The 18143-nt window shown below is 69.1% G+C and carries 22 protein-coding genes; 11 read left to right on the top strand and 11 right to left on the bottom strand.

The annotated features are described in order from the left end of the window. Nucleotides 1-18 precede the first annotated feature (18 nt). A complete protein-coding gene (smpB, locus tag JX613_RS02935) occupies nucleotides 19-489 on the bottom strand; it encodes an SsrA-binding protein SmpB (protein WP_207099963.1) in 471 nt (156 codons plus the stop codon). A gap of 94 nt (nucleotides 490-583) precedes the next feature. Here smpB and JX613_RS02930 point away from each other — a divergent pair, with 94 nt between their 5' ends. The 4 genes from JX613_RS02930 (at nucleotide 584) to JX613_RS02915 (ending at nucleotide 4051) form a co-directional block, all read left to right on the top strand. Next, nucleotides 584-1021 (top strand): two pore domain potassium channel family protein, encoded by a 438-nt coding sequence (locus tag JX613_RS02930; protein WP_207099962.1) that lies wholly within the window; start codon nucleotides 584-586, stop codon nucleotides 1019-1021. Between the two features lie 3 nt (nucleotides 1022-1024). Next, complete coding sequence (locus JX613_RS02925) at nucleotides 1025-2014, top strand: P1 family peptidase (protein WP_207099961.1); 990 nt, start codon at nucleotides 1025-1027, stop codon at nucleotides 2012-2014. Nucleotides 2015-2215: 201 nt separating this feature from the next. Beyond that, complete coding sequence (locus JX613_RS02920; protein WP_207099960.1) at nucleotides 2216-3688, top strand: NAD-dependent succinate-semialdehyde dehydrogenase; 1473 nt, start codon at nucleotides 2216-2218, stop codon at nucleotides 3686-3688. Between the two features lie 105 nt (nucleotides 3689-3793). Beyond that, nucleotides 3794-4051, top strand: a complete 258-nt coding sequence (locus JX613_RS02915) for a GlsB/YeaQ/YmgE family stress response membrane protein (protein ID WP_207099959.1) — start codon at nucleotides 3794-3796, stop codon at nucleotides 4049-4051. Nucleotides 4052-4122: 71 nt separating this feature from the next. Here JX613_RS02915 and JX613_RS02910 read toward each other — a convergent pair whose 3' ends face one another. Further along, entirely contained in the window at nucleotides 4123-4878 is a 756-nt protein-coding gene (locus JX613_RS02910; protein ID WP_207099958.1) for a DUF1013 domain-containing protein, read from the bottom strand. A 184-nt stretch (nucleotides 4879-5062) separates the two neighbouring features. On the opposite strand from JX613_RS02910, the gene JX613_RS02905 reads away from it, so the two are divergent. Beyond that, the gene (locus JX613_RS02905) at nucleotides 5063-5698 is read left to right on the top strand and encodes a ribonuclease T2 family protein (RefSeq protein WP_207099957.1); all 636 of its coding nucleotides are present in this window, start codon (nucleotides 5063-5065) and stop codon (nucleotides 5696-5698) included. Nucleotide 5699: 1 nt separating this feature from the next. Beyond that, nucleotides 5700-7148, top strand: coding sequence for a CYTH and CHAD domain-containing protein (locus tag JX613_RS02900; RefSeq protein ID WP_207099956.1), 1449 nt, complete (start codon nucleotides 5700-5702; stop codon nucleotides 7146-7148). A gap of 2 nt (nucleotides 7149-7150) precedes the next feature. On the opposite strand, the gene JX613_RS02895 is transcribed toward JX613_RS02900, so the two are convergent. Together JX613_RS02895 and JX613_RS02890 are read right to left on the bottom strand one after the other, a co-directional pair. Continuing rightward, the gene (locus JX613_RS02895; protein WP_207099955.1) at nucleotides 7151-8146 is read right to left on the bottom strand and encodes an NAD(P)H-quinone oxidoreductase; all 996 of its coding nucleotides are present in this window, start codon (nucleotides 8144-8146) and stop codon (nucleotides 7151-7153) included. A 12-nt stretch (nucleotides 8147-8158) separates the two neighbouring features. Then, nucleotides 8159-8815 carry a COQ9 family protein gene (locus tag JX613_RS02890; protein WP_207099954.1) on the bottom strand — a complete coding sequence of 219 codons (657 nt, stop codon included), beginning with the start codon at nucleotides 8813-8815 and terminating at the stop codon, nucleotides 8159-8161. Between the two features lie 94 nt (nucleotides 8816-8909). Here JX613_RS02890 and rpsU point away from each other — a divergent pair, with 94 nt between their 5' ends. Beyond that, nucleotides 8910-9116, top strand: coding sequence for a 30S ribosomal protein S21 (gene rpsU / locus JX613_RS02885; protein WP_126153662.1), 207 nt, complete (start codon nucleotides 8910-8912; stop codon nucleotides 9114-9116). Nucleotides 9117-9371: 255 nt separating this feature from the next. Next, nucleotides 9372-9677: a hypothetical protein gene (locus JX613_RS02880; RefSeq protein ID WP_207099953.1), complete on the top strand. Its 306-nt coding sequence runs from the start codon at nucleotides 9372-9374 to the stop codon at nucleotides 9675-9677. Between the two features lie 3 nt (nucleotides 9678-9680). On the opposite strand, the gene JX613_RS02875 is transcribed toward JX613_RS02880, so the two are convergent. Next, nucleotides 9681-10532 (bottom strand): alpha/beta hydrolase, encoded by an 852-nt coding sequence (locus JX613_RS02875; RefSeq protein ID WP_207099952.1) that lies wholly within the window; start codon nucleotides 10530-10532, stop codon nucleotides 9681-9683. A gap of 1 nt (nucleotide 10533) precedes the next feature. Beyond that, nucleotides 10534-10995: an Lrp/AsnC family transcriptional regulator gene (locus JX613_RS02870; RefSeq protein WP_207099951.1), complete on the bottom strand. Its 462-nt coding sequence runs from the start codon at nucleotides 10993-10995 to the stop codon at nucleotides 10534-10536. A gap of 131 nt (nucleotides 10996-11126) precedes the next feature. On the opposite strand from JX613_RS02870, the gene ald reads away from it, so the two are divergent. After that, nucleotides 11127-12245, top strand: coding sequence for an alanine dehydrogenase (gene ald, locus JX613_RS02865; RefSeq protein WP_207099950.1), 1119 nt, complete (start codon nucleotides 11127-11129; stop codon nucleotides 12243-12245). Between the two features lie 35 nt (nucleotides 12246-12280). On the opposite strand, the gene mscL is transcribed toward ald, so the two are convergent. The 3 genes from mscL to JX613_RS02850 form a co-directional block, all read right to left on the bottom strand. After that, nucleotides 12281-12739, bottom strand: a complete 459-nt coding sequence (gene mscL / locus JX613_RS02860) for a large conductance mechanosensitive channel protein MscL (protein WP_207099949.1) — start codon at nucleotides 12737-12739, stop codon at nucleotides 12281-12283. Nucleotides 12740-12870: 131 nt separating this feature from the next. Next, nucleotides 12871-13494, bottom strand: a complete 624-nt coding sequence (locus JX613_RS02855) for a DsbA family protein (protein ID WP_207099948.1) — start codon at nucleotides 13492-13494, stop codon at nucleotides 12871-12873. Continuing rightward, nucleotides 13488-14039: a DUF721 domain-containing protein gene (locus JX613_RS02850; protein WP_207099947.1), complete on the bottom strand. Its 552-nt coding sequence runs from the start codon at nucleotides 14037-14039 to the stop codon at nucleotides 13488-13490. Before JX613_RS02850 ends, JX613_RS02855 begins: the two co-directional genes overlap by 7 nt. Before the next feature lie 85 nt (nucleotides 14040-14124). On the opposite strand from JX613_RS02850, the gene JX613_RS02845 reads away from it, so the two are divergent. Next, complete coding sequence (locus tag JX613_RS02845) at nucleotides 14125-15150, top strand: A/G-specific adenine glycosylase (protein ID WP_237168314.1); 1026 nt, start codon at nucleotides 14125-14127, stop codon at nucleotides 15148-15150. A gap of 70 nt (nucleotides 15151-15220) precedes the next feature. Next, a complete protein-coding gene (locus tag JX613_RS02840; RefSeq protein WP_419538804.1) occupies nucleotides 15221-16300 on the top strand; it encodes an alkane 1-monooxygenase in 1080 nt (359 codons plus the stop codon). Between the two features lie 226 nt (nucleotides 16301-16526). Here JX613_RS02840 and JX613_RS02835 read toward each other — a convergent pair whose 3' ends face one another. Continuing rightward, entirely contained in the window at nucleotides 16527-17021 is a 495-nt protein-coding gene (locus JX613_RS02835) for a L,D-transpeptidase family protein (protein ID WP_207099945.1), read from the bottom strand. After that, nucleotides 17018-18076, bottom strand: a complete 1059-nt coding sequence (gene ribA, locus JX613_RS02830; protein WP_207099944.1) for a GTP cyclohydrolase II — start codon at nucleotides 18074-18076, stop codon at nucleotides 17018-17020. The genes JX613_RS02835 and ribA overlap by 4 nt, the downstream gene beginning before the upstream one ends. Nucleotides 18077-18143 lie beyond the last annotated feature (67 nt).

The following is an 18143-nucleotide window of genomic DNA, read 5'->3' as shown; positions in this document are numbered from 1 at the left end:
GGTCCCCCTTGCAATGGCTTAGCCCTGCTTCAGCAGCCGCTGTTTCTGGCGGTTCCAGTCGCGCTTGGCGTCGGTTTCGCGCTTGTCGTGGTTCTTCTTGCCCTTGGCCACGCCCAGCTTCAGCTTCACGATGCCGCGGTGGTTGAAATACATCACCAGCGGGACCAGCGTCATCCCCTCGCGCCCCACGGCCTGCCACAGCCGCGCCAGTTCCTTGCGGGAAACCAGGAGCTTGCGGCGGCGGCGCTCCTCGTGCCCGAAGACGCCGGCCTGCTTGTAGGCGGCGATATAGCCGTTGATCAGCCACAATTCGCCATCCTCGACCGAGGCATAGCTTTCGGCGATGTTCGACTGGCCCGTGCGCAGCGACTTCACCTCGGACCCGGTCAGGACGATGCCGACCTCCAGGTCGCTTTCGATGAAGTAATCGAAGCGCGCCCGCCGGTTCTCGGCGATGATCTTGTAGTTCTTGTCGGGATCCTGGGCCATGGCCCTGTCAGATAGGGCTGCCGCGGCGGTCTGTAAAGATGCGCGTTGCGCGCGGACCTGCGCACGATTAGCCCTTGCAGCAAGGGAGGCCGCCATGCTGGGACAGATCGCGTTCGGATCCGCCTTGATGCTGGGCAGCATCGCCATCGCAGGCCTGTGGATCTGGCTCTTGGAAACGGCCTTTGCCCGGTGGGAGGGGTGGCTTGTGCAGGCGCCCCACAGGCCCAAGCTGATCCTGATCGTGCTGGCCTCCAGCCTGGCGGTGCTGGCGATGGTGACGATGTCGGTCTGGCTGTGGGCCGGGGCCTTTCACCTGCTGCGCATCTTCGCCGATTTCGAGGAGGCGATGTATTTCACCCTCGTGACCTTTACCACGCTGGGCTATGGCGACGTGCTGATGCCCGAGGAATGGCGCATCCTGGGGGGTCTTGCCGCCGCCAACGGGCTGCTGAGCTTCGGCCTGATGACCGCGCTGATGGTCGAATCGCTGCGCCATGTCCGCGTGCGCCAGATCGAGTTCACGAAGGGATAGCGCATGAAACCGGGACCGCTGAACCGGATCACCGATGTCGCGGGGCTGCGCGTGGGCAATGCCGCGGACGCGCGCCTGAAATCCGGCGTCACGGTGCTGACGGCGGATGCGCCCTTCGTGGCGGCGGTTCATGTCATGGGCGGCGCGCCGGGGACGCGGGAAACCGACCTGCTGGCCCCCGACAGACTGGTGGGCGCGGTCGATGCGCTGGTGCTGTCGGGGGGATCGGCCTTCGGGCTTGCGGCCTGCGACGGGGTGATGGCGGGGCTGCGGGCCGCGGGGCGGGGCTTTGCGGTGGGTCCGGCGCGGGTGCCGATCGTGCCGGGGGCGATCGTCTTCGACCTGCTGAACGGCGGGGACAAGGCATGGTGCGACAACCCTTATCCGGCGCTTGGGCGGGCGGCGCTTGAGGCGGCAAGCCCCGATTTCACCCTGGGCACGGCGGGCGCGGGGTGTGGGGCCACGACGGGAAACCTCAAGGGCGGGCTTGGGTCAGCCTCGGCCCGGTTGGAAAACGGGCTGACCGTGGGCGCCCTGGTCGTGGTCAATGCGCTTGGGCAGGCGACCGTGGGCGGCACGCGGCAGTTCTGGGCCGCGCCCTGGGAACTGGAGGCCGAGTTCGGCGGGCTTGGCCTGCCCGCGACCTTTCCGGCCGCCCATGAACCGGCCCCCGCCAAGCGGATGGGAGAGGCCACGACCATCGCCATCGTCGCCACCGACGCCGTTCTGGACAAACCGGCGCTGCAAAGACTGGCCATCGCCGCCCATGACGGCATGGCCCGCGCGCTGGTGCCCAGCCATACGCCCCTGGATGGCGACCTGGTCTTTGCGGTCTCGACCGGCGCAAGGCCCCTGGCCGATCCGGTGGCCGATCCCTTTCTGCTGGGACATGCCGCAGCCGCGACCCTGGCGCGGGCGATTGCCCGGGGCGTCCATGCCGCGACCCCCGCGCCGGGCGACCGGCAGCCCTGCTGGCGCGACCTGCTGCCATGAAAAAGGGCGGTGCGCGACCGGCACACCGCCCCATCAGAGAGGGTCGCCAAGAGGGAAGGCTTAGCGATGCATGTCCAACGCAGCCGGGCGCCGTCGGTTGCATGGGTCACGCGACTTTTTGCGCCGACCGCCGCGATGGCCTGCGCTTTGACAAGCGCGGCGCAGGGGGCGATCATGGCCCGACCGCCATTGGAGCCAGCCATGACCAAGCATTCCACCGACCTCAAGACGCTGCTGCGCGACCCTTCGCTTCTGGAAACCCGCGCCTTCGTGGCGGGCGAATGGGTCGATACAGGCGACGGCGCGACCTTCGACGTGATCAACCCCGCGCGCGGCGACGTGATCGCCAAGGTGGCCGACCTGGGCCGCGCGGACGCCGCCCGCGCCATTCAGGCGGCGCACGGGGCGATGAAGGCCTGGGCCGCCCGCACCGCCAAGGACCGCGCGGGGGTGATGCGCCGCTGGTTCGACCTGATGATGGCGAACCAGGACGACCTCGCCCGCATCCTGACCGCGGAAATGGGCAAGCCCTTCCCCGAGGCCAAGGGCGAGATCGCCTATGGCGCCAGCTTCATCGAATGGTTCGGCGAGGAAGCCAAGCGCGTCTATGGCGAGACGATCCCCGGCCATCTTCCCGACAAGCGCCTGACCGTGATCCGCCAGCCCATCGGCGTGGTGGGCAGCATCACGCCCTGGAATTTTCCCAACGCGATGATCGCCCGCAAGGCCGCGCCCGCGCTGGCCGTGGGCTGCGGCTTCGTTGCCCGGCCTGCGGCGGAAACCCCGCTGTCGGCGCTGGCCATGGCGGTGCTGGGCGAACGCGCGGGCCTGCCCAAGGGAATCCTGTCGGTCGTCACCTCGTCGCGGTCCAGCGACATCGGCAAGGAATTCTGCGAAAACCCCCTGGTCCGCAAGCTGACCTTCACCGGCAGCACCGAGGTGGGCCGGATCCTGCTGCGCCAGGCCGCCGACCAGGTGCTGAAATGCTCGATGGAGCTTGGCGGCAACGCGCCCTTCATCGTCTTCGACGACGCCGACCTGGACGCGGCGGTGGAAGGGGCGATGGCGTCCAAGTTCCGCAACAACGGCCAGACCTGCGTCTGCGCGAACCGCATCTATGTGCAGGCCGGGGTTTATGACGCCTTTGCGCAGAAGCTGGCAACTGCCGTGGACGGCTTGCGCGTGGGCGACGGGCTGGAGGACGGCGTGACCACCGGCCCGCTGATCAACCAGGACGCCGTGGAAAAGGTCGAGGAACATATCCGCGACGTTCTGGACGGCGGCGGCCAGGTCGTCACCGGCGGCACGCGGATGGAGGGGCTGTTCTTCAAGCCCACGGTCGTCACCGGCGTCACCGACCGCATGAAGGTCGCGACCGAGGAAACCTTCGGCCCCCTGGCCCCGCTGTTCCGCTTCGAGACCGAGGAGGAGGTCGTGCAAAAGGCCAATGACACGATCTTCGGGCTGGCATCCTATTTCTATGCCCGCGACATCGGCCGCATAACCCGCGTGCAGGAGGCGCTGGAATACGGCATCGTCGGCGTGAACACCGGCCTGATTTCCACCGAGGTGGCGCCCTTCGGCGGCGTCAAGCAGTCGGGCCTTGGCCGCGAGGGCAGCCGCCACGGGATCGAGGACTATCTTGAGCTGAAATACATCTGCCTGTCGATCTGACAGAGCGCAGCAATTTCCGGCGCTTGGGGGGAACGCAACGGGGCCGCCGCGCATTGACAGGCGAAGGCCCCGCAATCGGGTCCATCTGGAAAAAAGGGGAAGTGCATGGAAGGTTTTGGCTGGATTGCGTCGATCATCCTGGGGGCAATCGCGGGGTGGATCGCGGAAAAGATCATGAAGACCGACACGGGCCTGTTGATGAACATCATCCTGGGCATCGTCGGCGCGCTGATCGGCAACTTCATCTTCGACGCGCTGATCGGCACCAGTGGGGAAGGCAGCATCATCGGCCAGTTGATCGTGGCCGTGATCGGCGCCTGCATCCTGATCTGGATCGTGCGCATGATACGTGGCCGCGCCTGACGGCCTGCCAGACAGCGAAAAGGCCGGTGCGGCGATCCGCACCGGCCTTTTTCATTTCGGGACGGGCGGGATCAGCGGCCCCGGTCTTCCCCGTCCTCGTCCTCGTCCTCGTCCCGGCCGGGCAGGTTGAAGAAGCTTTCCGCGTCCAGGTCGGGCTCGGGCGCCTTGTCCTCGTCCCGCGTCAGCGAGAAGCCTTCCAGCCCCGCGATCCCGGACGGCAGGCGCGGCTCGTCGCTCATCGCCAGGGATGTTTCGGTGCTGACCAGCTTGCGGCGTTCGTCATCGCTCATCACCTCGCCCGAACCGCTTTTCTTGGCGGCCTTCTGGACGGCAGCGTCCAATTCGGTCTGGCGGCACAGGCCAAGCGCCACCGGGTCGATGGGCTGCATGTTCTGGATGTTCCAGTGCGTGCGTTCGCGGATGGACGCGATGGTGGGCTTGGTGGTGCCGACCAGCTTGGCGATCTGCGCGTCCTGCAGTTCGGGGTGGAACTTGACCAGCCACAGGATCGCGTTCGGACGGTCCTGGCGCTTGGACAGCGGCGTATAGCGCGGCCCACGGCGCTTTTCCTCGCCCTCGGCGGCGGGGTTGTGCTTCAGCTTCAGGCGATAGCTGGGGCTGGCCTCGCCCTTCCTGATCTCCTCGGGGTCGAGCTGGTGCGAGGCGACGGGGTCATAGCCCTTGACCCCTGCCGCCACGTCGCCATCGGCGATGCCCTGCACTTCCAGTTCGTGCAACCCGCAGAAATCGCCGATCTGCTTGAAGCTCAGCGTGGTATTGTCCACCAGCCAGACGGCGGTCGCCTTGGCCATCAGCGGCTTGCTCATGTCAATCTCCTTCGCATGTCTGCCCCGAACAGCAGGTTTCAGGCCGGAAAAACGGCTTTGGCGGGGTGCCATTCCTCGTTTTCGGGGGGAATTGACGGGTGATATAGCGATTTTGCCCGGCGGGGAAAAGAGGATTCGCATCTTGCCCGTGGACGCGGCGGCGCACCCCCGGCATGGTGCGGCCATGAAAGCCCTGTCCCTGATCCCGCTGATGGCCGCGCTGTGGCCCGTGCCCGCCCTGCCCGACGACATCGCGGGCGATTTCGATTACTATGTCCTGTCGCTGGGCTGGCAGCCCGGCTGGTGCCGGGCGACGGGCGACAAGCGGGATGCACCGGACTGCAATCCCGGCAGCGGGCGGGACTTCGCGGTCCACGGGCTTTGGCCGCAATACGAACGGGGCTGGCCGGATTACTGCAAGACCGCCGAACGCGACCCGTCGCGGCGCGACACGCAGGCCATGGCGGATCTGATGGCCCCGGGACTTGCGCTTTACCAATGGCGCAAGCACGGCCGCTGCTCGGGCCTGTCTGCGGCGGGCTATTACGCGGCGCTGCGCGAGGCGGCCGAGGCGGTCCGCATCCCCGCCCCCTTCAACGACCTGGGGCGCGACATCGCCCTGCCCCCCGCCTTGGTCGAGGACGCCTTCATCGAGGCCAACCCGGACCTGACCCGCGACGGCATCACCGTCACCTGCAAGGCCGAAGCCCTGGCCGAGGTGCGCATCTGCCTGACCCGCGACCTGGAACCGCGCGCCTGCGCCCCCGACGCCCGGCGCGATTGTTCCCGCCCGCAGGTGCTGATGGAACGGATCCGCTGACATGGACGAGATCGAGTTGAAGCTGCACCTGACCGAAGCCGCCGCCCGGGCCATCGAGGCGGCGGGCGTGCTGCCCGGCAAGCCCAGGACCCTCGCCCAGCGGTCCGTCTATTTCGACACGCCCGATCACGCGCTGGCGCGTGCGGGGCTGTCCCTGCGCATCCGCGAGGCCAGGGGCAAGCGCATCCAGACCGTCAAGGGGGCCGACCGGGGCACGGCGGGGGTCTTTGCCCGCCCCGAATACGAGATGCCGGTCACGGACGACACCCCCGTCCTGGACGACGCCACGCCGGTCGCCCGCGTCCTGGGCGGCAAGGCCAGCGCGCTTGCGCCGGTCTTCGCCCTGTCCGTGACGCGCCGGATCTGGATGCTGGAGGAAGGCGGCGCGCGGATCGAGGCCATGATCGACCGGGGCACCGTCACGGCAGCCGACCGGCAAGGCCCCTTTTGCGAATGCGAGCTTGAGCTGGTCTCGGGCCCGCCCGGCGCGCTGTTCACCGTCGCGCGCCGCCTGGGCGCGGTGGCCCCGGTCAGGCTGGGCGTGCTGACCAAGTCCGAACGCGGCTATCGCCTGACCGGCCCCCTGCCCGTGGCGATCAAGGCCGAGGATGTGGCGCTGGACCGGGGCATGACGGCGGCGCAGGCCTTCCAGCGGATCGCGCTGTCCTGCCTGCGCCAGTTCCGCCTGAACGAGGATCTGCTGCTGGCCACGCGCAGGCCCGAGCCCCTGCACCAGGCCCGCGTCGCGCTGCGCCGGTTGCGGTCGGCCCTGACCATCTTCCGGCCCATGCTGGGCGCATCAGGCACCGCCCTGCGCGAGGATCTGCGCTGGCTCGCGGGCAGCCTGGGGGACGCGCGCGACCTGGACGTGCTGCTGCCCCGCGCGCCCGCCGGACCCTTGCAGGACCGCATCCGCGCGGGCCGCGAGGCCGCCTATGACGCGCTGGCCGAAACGCTGGCATCGGACCGCGCGCGGGCGCTGATGCTGGATCTGGCGGCATGGGCCGGCGGGGGCGGCTGGCTGTCCGACCCTGACACGCAGGCGGTGCGCGACAGCGGCGCGCAGGATTTCGCGGCCACGGCGTTGTCGCGGTTCCGGCGCAAGGTGAAAAAGGGCGGGCGCGACCTGTCGCATCTTGCAGACGAGGCCCGGCACGACTTGCGCAAGGACGCCAAGAAGCTGCGCTATGCGGCCGAATTCTTCGCGCCGCTGTTTGCGGGCGACCGGCGGAAGGGCCGCAGGCGATTCGGCGCAGCGCTTGCGGATTTCCAGGACCACCTGGGCGCGCTGAACGACCTGGCCGCGGCGCCGGGGGTGCTGGACCGCCTGGGCCTGGCGGATGCGCGCGGGGCGGCGGACCTGGCCGACGCCGTGGACCGCGCGCCCCTGCTGGACGCGGCCGAAAACGCCCATCGCGCCCTGGTGCGGGCGGAACGATACTGGAGCTGACCTCAGGCCGCCTCGTCCGCCACCTTCAGGACGATCTTGCCGATATGCTGGCTGCTTTCCATGCGCCGATGCGCAAGGGCCGCGTCCGCCAGGGCGAACTCGCTGTCGATGATCACCCGGACCGACCCGGCCGAGACCAGCGGCCACAGCCGCTTGCGCAGCGCCTCGGCGATCTCGGCCTTGGCGGCGTCCGATTGCGGGCGCAGGGTCGATCCGGTGACGGTCAGGCGCCTGGCCATGATGGGCGCGAAGTTCAGTTCGACCTTCGCCCCCTCCAGGAAGGCGATCATCACCAGCCGCCCGTCGGGCGCCAGGGCCTTGATGTTCCTGGCGATATAGCTGCCCCCCACCATGTCGAGGATCAGGTCCGCGCCCCCTTCGGCCGCCATGGCCTTTGTGAAGTCCTCGGTCCGATAGTTGATGGGCGTCGCGCCAAGGGCCGCGATGGCCGCGCATTTCTCGGCGCTGCCTGCGGTGGCGAAGACGCGCGCGCCCAGGGCCCGGGCCACCTGGATCGCCATGGTGCCGATGCCCGAGGTGCCGCCATGGACCAGGAAGCGTTCGCCACCCGCCAGCCCGCCGCGCATCACGACATTGGACCAGACGGTGAAAGCGGTTTCCGGCAGGCAGGCGCCCTCGCGCAGGGACAGGCCATGGGGGATGCGCAGCGCGTGGTCGCCGTGGCAGGCCACGTATTCGGCGTAACCGCCGCCGGGCACCAGGGCGCAGACCTGTTCCCCCTTGCGCCAGCGGGTGACGCCTACGCCCATGCCCACGATCTCGCCCGAGACTTCCAGCCCCGGCAGGTCGGATGCGTCGGGCGGCGGCGCGTAAAGGCCCTGGCGTTGCAGCACGTCGGGGCGGTTCACCCCGGCATAGGCCACGCGGATCAGGATCTGGTCGTGGCGCGGCACCGGGACCGGGCGCAGGGCCGGGCGCAGCATCGTGGCGTCGCCCGGATCGGCGATCTCGACCGCGTTCATGGAATCGGGAAACATCGTCTCTCCTGGTCAGGGTCTTGTGCGGCCGGGCAGGTCGCGCGGCCGGGGCGCGCGGATCCAGCCCAAGGCCATGCCCGCCAGCCTTTCCGCACCGGGCAGCTTGCGCAAGGCCGATTTGACCTGCTCGAATCGCATCACGCCGTCGATGCGGCGGTCGATGAAGGCGCGGGTGTCCGTGTGGTCGGGGGATGTGTCGCCCAGCCAGAACAGCACCGTGGCGCTGATCACCGCCGAAAGCGTCGCGCGCTTGGAATACCAGTTCACGTCGCGCGAGCTGTCGCCAAGCCCGGTCCAGATCACGTCCGCCGTTTCCCAGACCAGCCGCGCGGCCAGCGCCGCGTTCTGCGGCAAGGACAGCGTGGCCGCGCCCGCGCGCACCAGTTCGGCATCGACCAGCATCAGCCGCCGCCAGATCGCCTCGGCCACGCGGTCGCGGAAACGCCCGCCGGGCGGGGTCTGGGCCAGGCTGTCGCGCAGCATCGCGTCCGCGCGGCGGTGATAGGCGGCGGCCAGCCCCGCGCCGCCCTGCGGGAAATGCACCCGCGCCAGGTCGGGCGACATGGCCAGGTCGCGCGCCCCGGACAGAAGGGCGCGGTCGTTCATCCCCTCGAACGGAACATGGGTCAGGGCGGCGTCAAGAAGCGCGTCGCGGTCGGTTCGGGTCATAAACAGCCTCCGTCTGGACAAGCGCGCCCCGCTTTGATAGGGGGGCGCATCCTGCAATCTTGCAACTCTAACCTAGGAAGGTGGTGACAACCACATGCAGGTCAACGTTCGCGACAACAACGTCGAACAGGCGCTTCGTGCCCTGAAGAAGAAACTTCAGCGCGAGGGCGTGTTCCGCGAAATGAAGCTCAAGCAACATTTCGAGAAACCGTCGGTCAAGAAAGCCCGGGAACAGGCCGAGGCCGTGCGCCGCGCCCGCAAGCTGGCCCGTAAAAAGGCACAGCGCGAAGGCGCTCTGTAAGACGACGCGATCCGCGTTATCCGCAAACCCCCGCAGCGCCACGCCGCGGGGGTTTGCTTTTGCGGGCCGCAAGCCGCTTGCCTGAGGCTGAACCATACCAAATGGCTTGGCCTTGCGGGGCTTTCGGCCTGGCTGTTCCGCCAGCAGGGGCAGGCGATCTTCCCGGGCTTTGCCATCCTGCCCCTGGTCGTCCTGCTGGACGACAGCCTGCAACTGCACGAACGATTCGCGTCCCAGGTCGCCCCGGGCCAGCCCATGCCGCGCGGGATGGGCGAGCTGATCTTCATGGCGCTGGAAGGCGTTGCGGTTGCCGGAACCCTGGTTTACGGCTGGATCAAGGCGGCCCGCCCCGTCCGGCGGCAGGTCGTGCCCTTGCTGCTGTTGCTGGGGGCCGCCGCCTTCTGCGCCGCCGCGATCGACTTCCTGCATACCCGGTCTGCGCCTTCCTCGATCACCGCAGGCCTGCTTGGCATCCTTGAGGACGGCGGAGAGATGGTCTTCCTGTCGCTGGCCGCCGCCTATGGGGCGAGCCTGGCCCTGCGCGGCAGGGCCCCTGGCTGACGGCTAGCGCCACAGGTGCAGGTCCAGCGCATCCGCCGTTGACGGCCCCATCAGCGAGCCGTGGTTTTCCCGGGGATGGGGGCGATACAGAACCTCCACCCCCCCGACCCGCGACAGGATCTCCACCAGGGCGGTCGGATCATGGGGATGGCCCTGCCGCGCCTGCCCGGCCTGCGCGATCATCACCTGGATCCCCGGATCGACCGCCCCGCCCGCCGCCGCCACGCCGCCCGCGAAGGCCATGGCCTCGCGCTGCGATTCGCCCGCGTTCCACCAGACCGAAGGGTCGGCCGCGACATATCGCGCGAACAGGTGCGGGCGGGTGAACAGCGCGTGCAGCACGAACAGCCCGCCCAGCGAATGGCCATAGATCGTCCTGTCGCGGGGGTCCAGCGGATGGCGGCGCGCCAGTTCGGGCAGCAGGTCGTCGGCGATCATCGCCAGGAACGCCGCGCGCCCGCCGGTTTCGCGGTCGGCGGCGGCGGCGCGGTAAAAGGGGATCGGCACCACCGGCGCCATCGCGCGCGAGGTCAGGTCGCGCCAGCGGCGGTTCGCGCCCTCGTAGCCGATCCCGAACAGGATCACCGGCATCCGCGGCGCGCGGGCCTCGCGGTGGGTCCACAGATGGGGGAAGGTCGTCGCCCCGTCCAGCGACAGGATCGCGGAATAGCCCTGCGGCGGGGGCGGCACGTCCGGCAGGCCCACATGGATGCGCCACTGGTCGCCCGGGGGGCCGAAGGCGAAATGGCTGGCGCGGGGATGGACGATCTCGGGCGCCGGGGCGCGGCGGGGTTGCGCCAGGGCGGGGGCGGCGGCGCCTGCGGCCAGCAGGCTCAGCAGGTGGCGGCGGTCCATGTCACACCGGGATCGCCGTGGTGCGGAACACCGTGCGCAACGCGAAGGAGGAATGCATCTGCGCCACGCCCGGCAGGCGGGCCAGGTGCTGGCGGTGGATGCGGGCGAAGTCGTCGGTGTCTTCCACCACGATCTTCAGCAGGTAATCGGCGGTCCCGGCCATCAGGTGGCATTCCAGCACGTCGGGAATGGCGCGCACGCCCTTTTCAAAGGCTTCCAGCACCTCGTCGGCCTGGCCGGACAGGGTGATTTCCACAAAGACGGTGGTCTGGCGGCGCAGCTTGCGCGCGTCCAGCAGCGCGACATAGCCATGGATCACGCCCGTCTCCTCCAGCCGCTGGACGCGGCGGTGGCAGGCAGAGGGCGACAGGTGGACCCGCAGCGCCAGTTCGGCATTGCTGATTCGCCCCTCTTTCTGAAGCAGGGCGAGGATCCGGCGGTCTGTTGCATCAAGATCGGACATGGCGGGATATTCTTCGACAACCCTGCACGGCGCCAGCGGTTTCTGCCGGGTCGGATGGCCAGGCGGCAAGATCTTCGCAGCACATTGTGGCTGGCCGGTGCCACACTGATCCAAACACAAGGGAGGGTTCCATGAAGATCGGTTGTCCAAGGGAAATCAAGCCGCAGGAATTCCGCGTGGGCCTGACGCCCGCCGCCGTGGCCGAGGCCGTCGCGCGCGGCCACGGCGTGCTGGTGGAAACCGGCGCAGGCCTGGGTTCGGGCTTCTCCGACCAGGATTATGTCCAGGCGGGGGCCAGCATCGCGCCGGACGCGAAATCCGTCTTCGACGCGGCGGACATGATCGTGAAGGTCAAGGAGCCGCAGGCCGCCGAACGCCGGATGCTGCGCGACGGGCAGGTGCTGTTCACCTATCTGCACCTGGCGCCCGATCCCGACCAGACGCGCGATCTGCTGGGATCGGGCGTCACCGCCATCGCCTATGAAACGGTGACGGACGCGCGCGGCGGGCTGCCGCTGCTGGCGCCGATGTCCGAGGTGGCGGGCAGGCTGGCCCCGCAGGTCGGATCCTGGGCCCTGCAAAAGGCTAATGGCGGGCGCGGCGTGCTGATGGGCGGGGTGCCGGGCGTGCGGCCCGCCAACGTGGTCATCATCGGCGGCGGCGTGGTGGGCACGGCGGCGGCGCGGGTGGCCGTGGGCATGGGGGCCAATGTCACGGTGACGGATCGGTCGGTGGCGCGGCTGTCCTGGCTGGACGACATTTTCATGGGGCGGCTGACCACGCAATATTCCAGCGGGGCGGCCACGGCCGAACTGATCCGCACGGCGGACATGGTGATCGGCGCGGTGCTGATCCCCGGTGCCGCCGCGCCCAAGCTGGTGTCACGCGACCAGCTTGCCACCATGCAGCCCGGCGCGGTGCTGGTGGACGTGGCCATAGACCAGGGCGGCTGCTTCGAGACCTCGCGCCCGACCACCCACCAGGATCCGATCTACGAGGTGGACGGGGTGGTGCATTACTGCGTGGCGAACATGCCGGGCGCGGTGGCGCGGACATCCACGCAGGCGCTTGGCAACGCGACGCTGCCCTTTGTGCTGGCGCTGGCGGGCAAGGGCTGGCGGCAGGCGGTGCTGGAGGATCCGCATCTGCGGGCCGGGCTGTCCACGCACCGGGGCCGCCTGACCTCGCCCCCCGTGGGCGAGGCCCTGGGGCTGGAGGCGATCACGCCCGACCAGCTGCTGGCGGGGTAAGGGGGATTGGCGCGGGCAATCCCGCGCCGGGCCGCTCAGGTCCGCGGCAGGGGCCGGTCGTCCCAGATGGTGCGGTCGGCCAGCAGGTCGCGGATCTGGGCCAGCAGTTCCTCTTGCGTGGGGGCGGCTGCGGCGGGTTCCTCCTTCGGAGCGGTTGCCATGCGCTGCAGGCGGTTCACCGCCTTGACCAGCAGGAACACCGCCCAGGCGATGATCAGGAAGTTCAGCACCGCCATCGCGAAGGCGCCATAGGCGAAGACGGCGGCACCCGAATCGCGGGCGGCGGCCAGGCTGGCGCCTTCGGGGACATTGCCGGACAGGACGAAATACTTGTTGGTGAAATCGACGCCGCCGGTCAGCAATCCCAGGATCGGGTTGATGAGGTCGGCCACCAGCGAATTCACGATCGCCGTGAAGGCCGCGCCGATGATGATGCCGACGGCAAGGTCGATGACATTGCCGCGGGCGATGAACTCGCGGAACTCTCTGATCATGGGCAGCATCCCTTGTGACACGCGCCCGGTCGGCGCAGGCCAAGAATGCGTCGCGGCTTGCGAAAAAGCAAGTTCCTGAAAGGCCAAGGGAATCATGGCCCGCCTGTCCGGGCAGGCGGGCCATGGGGGCGTCAGTCGGCCTCGGCCAGCTTGCCGTCGAGGATCTGCTTCATGTCCTCCCACGGCTGGTTCTGGACCTTTTCGCCGCCGATGATGAAGGTGGGGGTGGCCTCGATCCCGTCGGTGGTGGCGTTCTTCTGGAAGGTCGCGATCAGCTGTTCGGCCTTGGCGGTGTCTTCCCAGCAGGCGGTCATCTGGTCTTCCGTCATGCCGGCCTTGAGGCCGATCTTGCGCAGGTTCGCGGCGATCTCCTCGCCCGTGCCGCCGGCCAGCCAGTCCTTCTGTTCGTCGAACAGCATGTCGGACACGGCATAGAATTTCTCGTCCCCGCCGCAGCGCGCCAGGACGCCCGCCCAAAGGCCCGGCTGGTCGAAATAGACATCGCGCTGGATGAATTTCACCTTGCCGGTATCGACATATTCGGCCTTCAGCTTCGGCCAGTTCTCGGCATGGAAATTGGCGCAATGGCCGCAGGTGAAGCTGGCGTATTCGATCACCGTCAGCGGCGCGTCGTCCGACCCCAGGGCGATGTCGGGCAGGGTTTCCGCCTGCGCGGCGGGCGCGGCCTCCTGGGCCATCGCGGCGGGAACGGCAAGGGCAAAGGCCACGGCGGCGGCGGCGGCACGGATCAGCATGGAAAATCCTTTCGGTGGTTCCGGTGTCGTTTGGTTGCGATGTTCAGCGCCAGCCGGGCCATGGCCTCGGCCAGGGCGGGATCCTGGAACTGCTGGGCGATCTGGTCGGCCTTGTCGCGGATCTGCGGATCGGGGGCGACAGGCCGGGCGGGGGCGGCGGAAAACACCGCCTGCCCTTCGGCAAATCCGCTGGCGGCCGTCTGGGTCAGCACGATCCGCTGCACGGCGTTGTAGCCATAGCAGGCGTTCACCCGGTCGCGCAGCTGCGGCAGCTGCATCTCGACCAGGGGGGCGACGGGGCCGGTGGTCAGCAGGGTCAGCGTGGCGCCGAAGCCGCCGCGCGTGTGGCTGATGCGCACGGGCCGCGTCATGGCGGCAAGCTGGGGACCGGCGATTTCCGGCCAATGGGTCAGCAGGCGGGCCACGGCGAAGCCCCGGCCCTCGGCGGCCTTCTGCACCCGGTCGGCCAGAAGCGTCGCCGCCTGCTGGAAGCCGCGCCTGCGGCGGGCCATGGGGGTGCGGGGGTGGTCGGGCGGTCGTGCCATCATTGCCTGTCCGGGTATCACCCCCATATCCTTAATCAGCCCCGCCGTCCGAGGAAAGCGCGGGATCGGAACAAGGGACTGAATATTGCGTGACACCCGGGTGATCGCCCTGCAGCTTCTGGACTGGTACGACCGCCATGCGCGCGTCCTGCCCTGGCGCGTGCCGCCGGGGGGCGGCGGGGCCGACCCTTATCGCGTCTGGCTGTCCGAGGTGATGCTGCAACAAACCACCGTCGCGGCGGTGAAGGCCTATTTCGAGCGGTTCACGATGCTGTGGCCGACGGTCGAGGCGCTGGCGGCGGCCCCGGATGCGCAGGTGATGGCCGAATGGGCGGGGCTTGGCTATTACGCCCGCGCCCGCAACCTGCTGGCCTGCGCCCGCGCGGTGGCCGCAGCCGGGGGCTTTCCGACGACTCGGGAAGGCCTGCGGGAATTGCCGGGGATCGGGGCCTATACCTCGGCCGCGATTGCGGCGATTGCTTACGACGCGCCGGAAACGGTGGTGGACGGGAACGTGGAACGCGTGGTGGCGCGGCTGTTCGCGGTGGAAACGCCCCTGCCCGGCGCCAAGCCCGACCTGGTTGCGCTTGCCGAAACGCTGACGCCGCAGGCCCGTCCCGGCGATTACGCCCAGGCGATGATGGATCTGGGCGCCACGATCTGCACGCCGCGCAGCCCGGCCTGCGGCATCTGCCCGCTGATCCACGATTGCGATGCCCGCGCCCAGGGCATCGCCGCCAGCCTGCCGCGCAAGGCCCCCAAGGCGGCAAAACCCGACCGCACCGGCATTGCCTGGGTCGCCCGCCATGGCGACGCGGTGGTGTTCGAGGAACGCCCGGCCAAGGGCCTTCTGGGGGGCACGCTGGCCTTCCCCTCGGCCCATTGGGACGGGTGCGACCTGCCGCCGCCGGGGGTGGCGGATTGGCGAGAGATCGGCCATGTCCGCCATGTCTTCACCCATTTCAACCTGTCCTTGCAGGTCATGGTCGGCGATCTGGACACGGCACCGGCACGCGGCCATCTGGTTCCCCTGCGGCAGATCGACCGGGACGCCCTGCCCGGCCTGATGCGCAAGGTCTGGGATATGGCGCGCGCCGCCATCGCCGCGTAAGATCGCGCGCATGAGCGATTCAACCCCAAGCAGATTGCCCCCCGCCGCGCCCTTCTGGATGTCCGTGGTCATGCTGCCTCTGGTCGCCCTGGCGGCGGCTTGGGGCGGATTGTGGTGGATGCTGCTGCCTGCCTATGCCTGGTACCTGACCACGGCCCTGGACGGCGTGCTGGGCCTGAACGAGGAAAACCCCGACCCGCAGACCGAGACGGCGCGGCTGTTCTGGCACCGCGCGGTGACGGTGGTCTGGTTCCCGCTGCAATTCGCCGCGATCTTCGGGGCGATCTGGTATGCCACGCATTCCGGCCATCTTTCCGGCTTAGAAAAGCTGGGCTTGTTCTTCGGCGTGGGCGTGCTGTCGGGCAGCATCGGCATGGTCTATGCGCACGAGCTTTTGCACCAGAAGACCGCCGTGGAACGCTGGATGGGCGATCTGCTGCTGGCCTCGGTTCTGTATTCGCATTTCCGGACCGAGCATCTGCTGGTCCATCACGCCTGGGTTTCGACCCCCCGCGACGCGGTGTCGGCGCGCTATAACGAGGGGTTCTATCGGTTCTTCGCACGCGTGCTGCGCGACGGTCTCCGCAGCGCCTGGCGGGCGGAAACGCGGCTGCTGGCGCGGGCGGGCCGCAGCCCCTGGGACCGGCGCAACCCGTTCTGGCGTTATGCCGCCTTGCAGGGGGGGATGATCGGGCTAGCCCTGGCGCTTGGCGGTGTGCAGGGGTTGGGGCTGTTCATCTTCCAGGCTTTCGTGGCGGTCTGGCAGCTGGAGGTCGTGAACTATGTCGAACATTACGGGCTGACCCGGAAGCACCTGGGCGAGGGGCGGTATGAACATATCCTGCCGCGCCACAGCTGGAACGCCAGCCACACGGCCTCGAACTGGCTGCTGATCAACCTGCAGCGCCATTCGGACCACCATTACAAGCCCGACCGGCGCTTTCCGCTGCTGCAAACCTATGGCAAGGACGAGGCCCCGCAATTGCCCCTGGGCTATCCGGCGATGACCTTCGTGGCGATGGTTCCGCCCTGGTGGCGGCGGCGGATGAACCCGCGCGTGCGGGCCTGGCGGCGGCAGTTTTACCCCGAGGTGACGGATTGGGGACCGTATAACCGGGGCGAGCTGCCGATGCCGCGGAATGCGCTGTAGGGCTGTCTGGCGAAGGCCATCGCCTTCGCCACGTCTCGACATATCCACCCGCACCGCCGGGCCTCAAAGGCCCGGCCAGCGCCCGCCCCGCCCCCAGGCGGGCGCTTACACGCCCCCTCGGGTCGGGCGCTGGCCTCCCGCGTTCCTACGTCTCCGTCTCTGGTGGAACCCTCGTGCAACGGGCGGGGGAAACGCAGTGCGTTTCCTGATCCCGCCCGGGCAAATGTCAGGGAACGATCACCCGCGTCCCCGGCCCTGCCCGCCTGGCGATCCAGATCAGATCGCGCCTTGCAAAGGCAATGCAGCCCTCGGTCCCATAACCCGGCCTGCGCCATTGATGCAGGAAGATCGCCGATCCCCGCCCCGGCACCGCATCGGGCCAGTTCCAGTCCGTCGTCAGGATCAGGTCATAAAGCGGATCCGCCCGCCGCAGCCTTTCATGGCTGACAGCCAGGGGCGCGCGGGCGTGGTGGTTATAGCCCGGATGATCCGGCGCGTCGCACCACAGGTCGCCCGGCCCGATGGGCCGCGCCCATGCCGCAGGCCGCGCCAGCCGGTCGGGCCGATACCACAGCCCGGTGATCCGCATCACCCCGGCGGGCGTGGCCCCGTCCCCTTCGCGCTTGTCGCGCGTCACCCCGCGCTTGCCGATGCTGCACGGAAACAGCCGCCCGCGAAATCGCACCCCCTGCGGGGTCAGGACCAGATCACCCGCCCTCACAGCAGATGCCCCGACTTTTCGGCCTTGGTGTCCAGATAGCCCTCGTTGAAGCGGTTGCGGCCCACGACCAAGGGCACGCGTTCCGTGACCGCGATCCCGTGGCTTTCCATCATCGCCACCTTGCGCGGGTTGTTGGTCATCAGCCGCGCGGACGAAAACCCCATCCGCCGCAGCAGGGCCGCGCCGATGCGGAAATCGCGCTCGTCATCCTCGAAGCCCAGGCGGTGGTTGGCCTGCACGGTGTCGAACCCCTGGTTCTGCAAGGCATAGGCGCGCATCTTGTTGGCAAGCCCGATGCCGCGCCCTTCCTGGTTCAGATACAAAAGCACCCCCTGCCCCGCCTGCCCCATGGCCGACAGCGCGGCGTGCAACTGGGGCCCGCAGTCGCATTTCAGGCTGCCCAGCACGTCGCCCGTGAAACAGGCCGAATGCAGCCGCGCCAGAACGGGCGCGTCGCGAGGCGGATCGCCGATCTCGATGGCGTAATGCTCGGCCCCGCCATCGTCGGGGCGGAAGATGTGCAGGCGCGATCGTTCCGCCGCAACCAGCGGCAGGTTGGCGGCGGCGACCGGGGCCAGCGCGGCCTCATGCGCCAGTTGCGCCAGCAGCGGGCCGGGCGCGACCTGCGTCAGCCCGGGCAAGGGGTCGGCGGCGACCACCAGCACGGCGGGCAGCAGTTGCGCCGATTTCGCCAGCGCCAGCCCGGCCAGATGCGGCGTGGCGTCGCCGTCGCGTTCCGTGAACAGCGGCCCCTTCATCGGCGTCATCAGGTCGCCCGACGGATCCGCCAGCGCCCGCAGCCAGGCGTGGTCCGCATCCCCGGGCACGATCACCCGGGCCAAGCCGTCGTCATAGGCCCGCGCCTTCAGCGTCTCGGCCCGCCGCTCGGTCAGGGCCAGCACCGGGCGGCCAAGGGCGCGGATCGCCTCCAGCCGGGCGGGGGCCAGGGTTTCCACCGCCGCGACCAGATGGGCGCCGATCATCACCGGCAGGCCCATGCGCAGGTCGCTGCGCGCGCGCGACACGGTCTCGGCCAGGGTGGGGATCAGGGGCATGACGCGTCCGGCGGGTTGAAACAATCTGAAACATAAGCGCCCTTCCCGACAACTCCATGTGAGATTA

The organism is Paracoccus shandongensis (genome assembly GCF_017315735.1).
GTDB lineage: Bacteria > Pseudomonadota > Alphaproteobacteria > Rhodobacterales > Rhodobacteraceae > Paracoccus > Paracoccus shandongensis.
The sequence above is the reverse complement of the archived record's forward strand: the minus strand, read 5'-3'. Positions and strand labels throughout refer to the sequence as shown.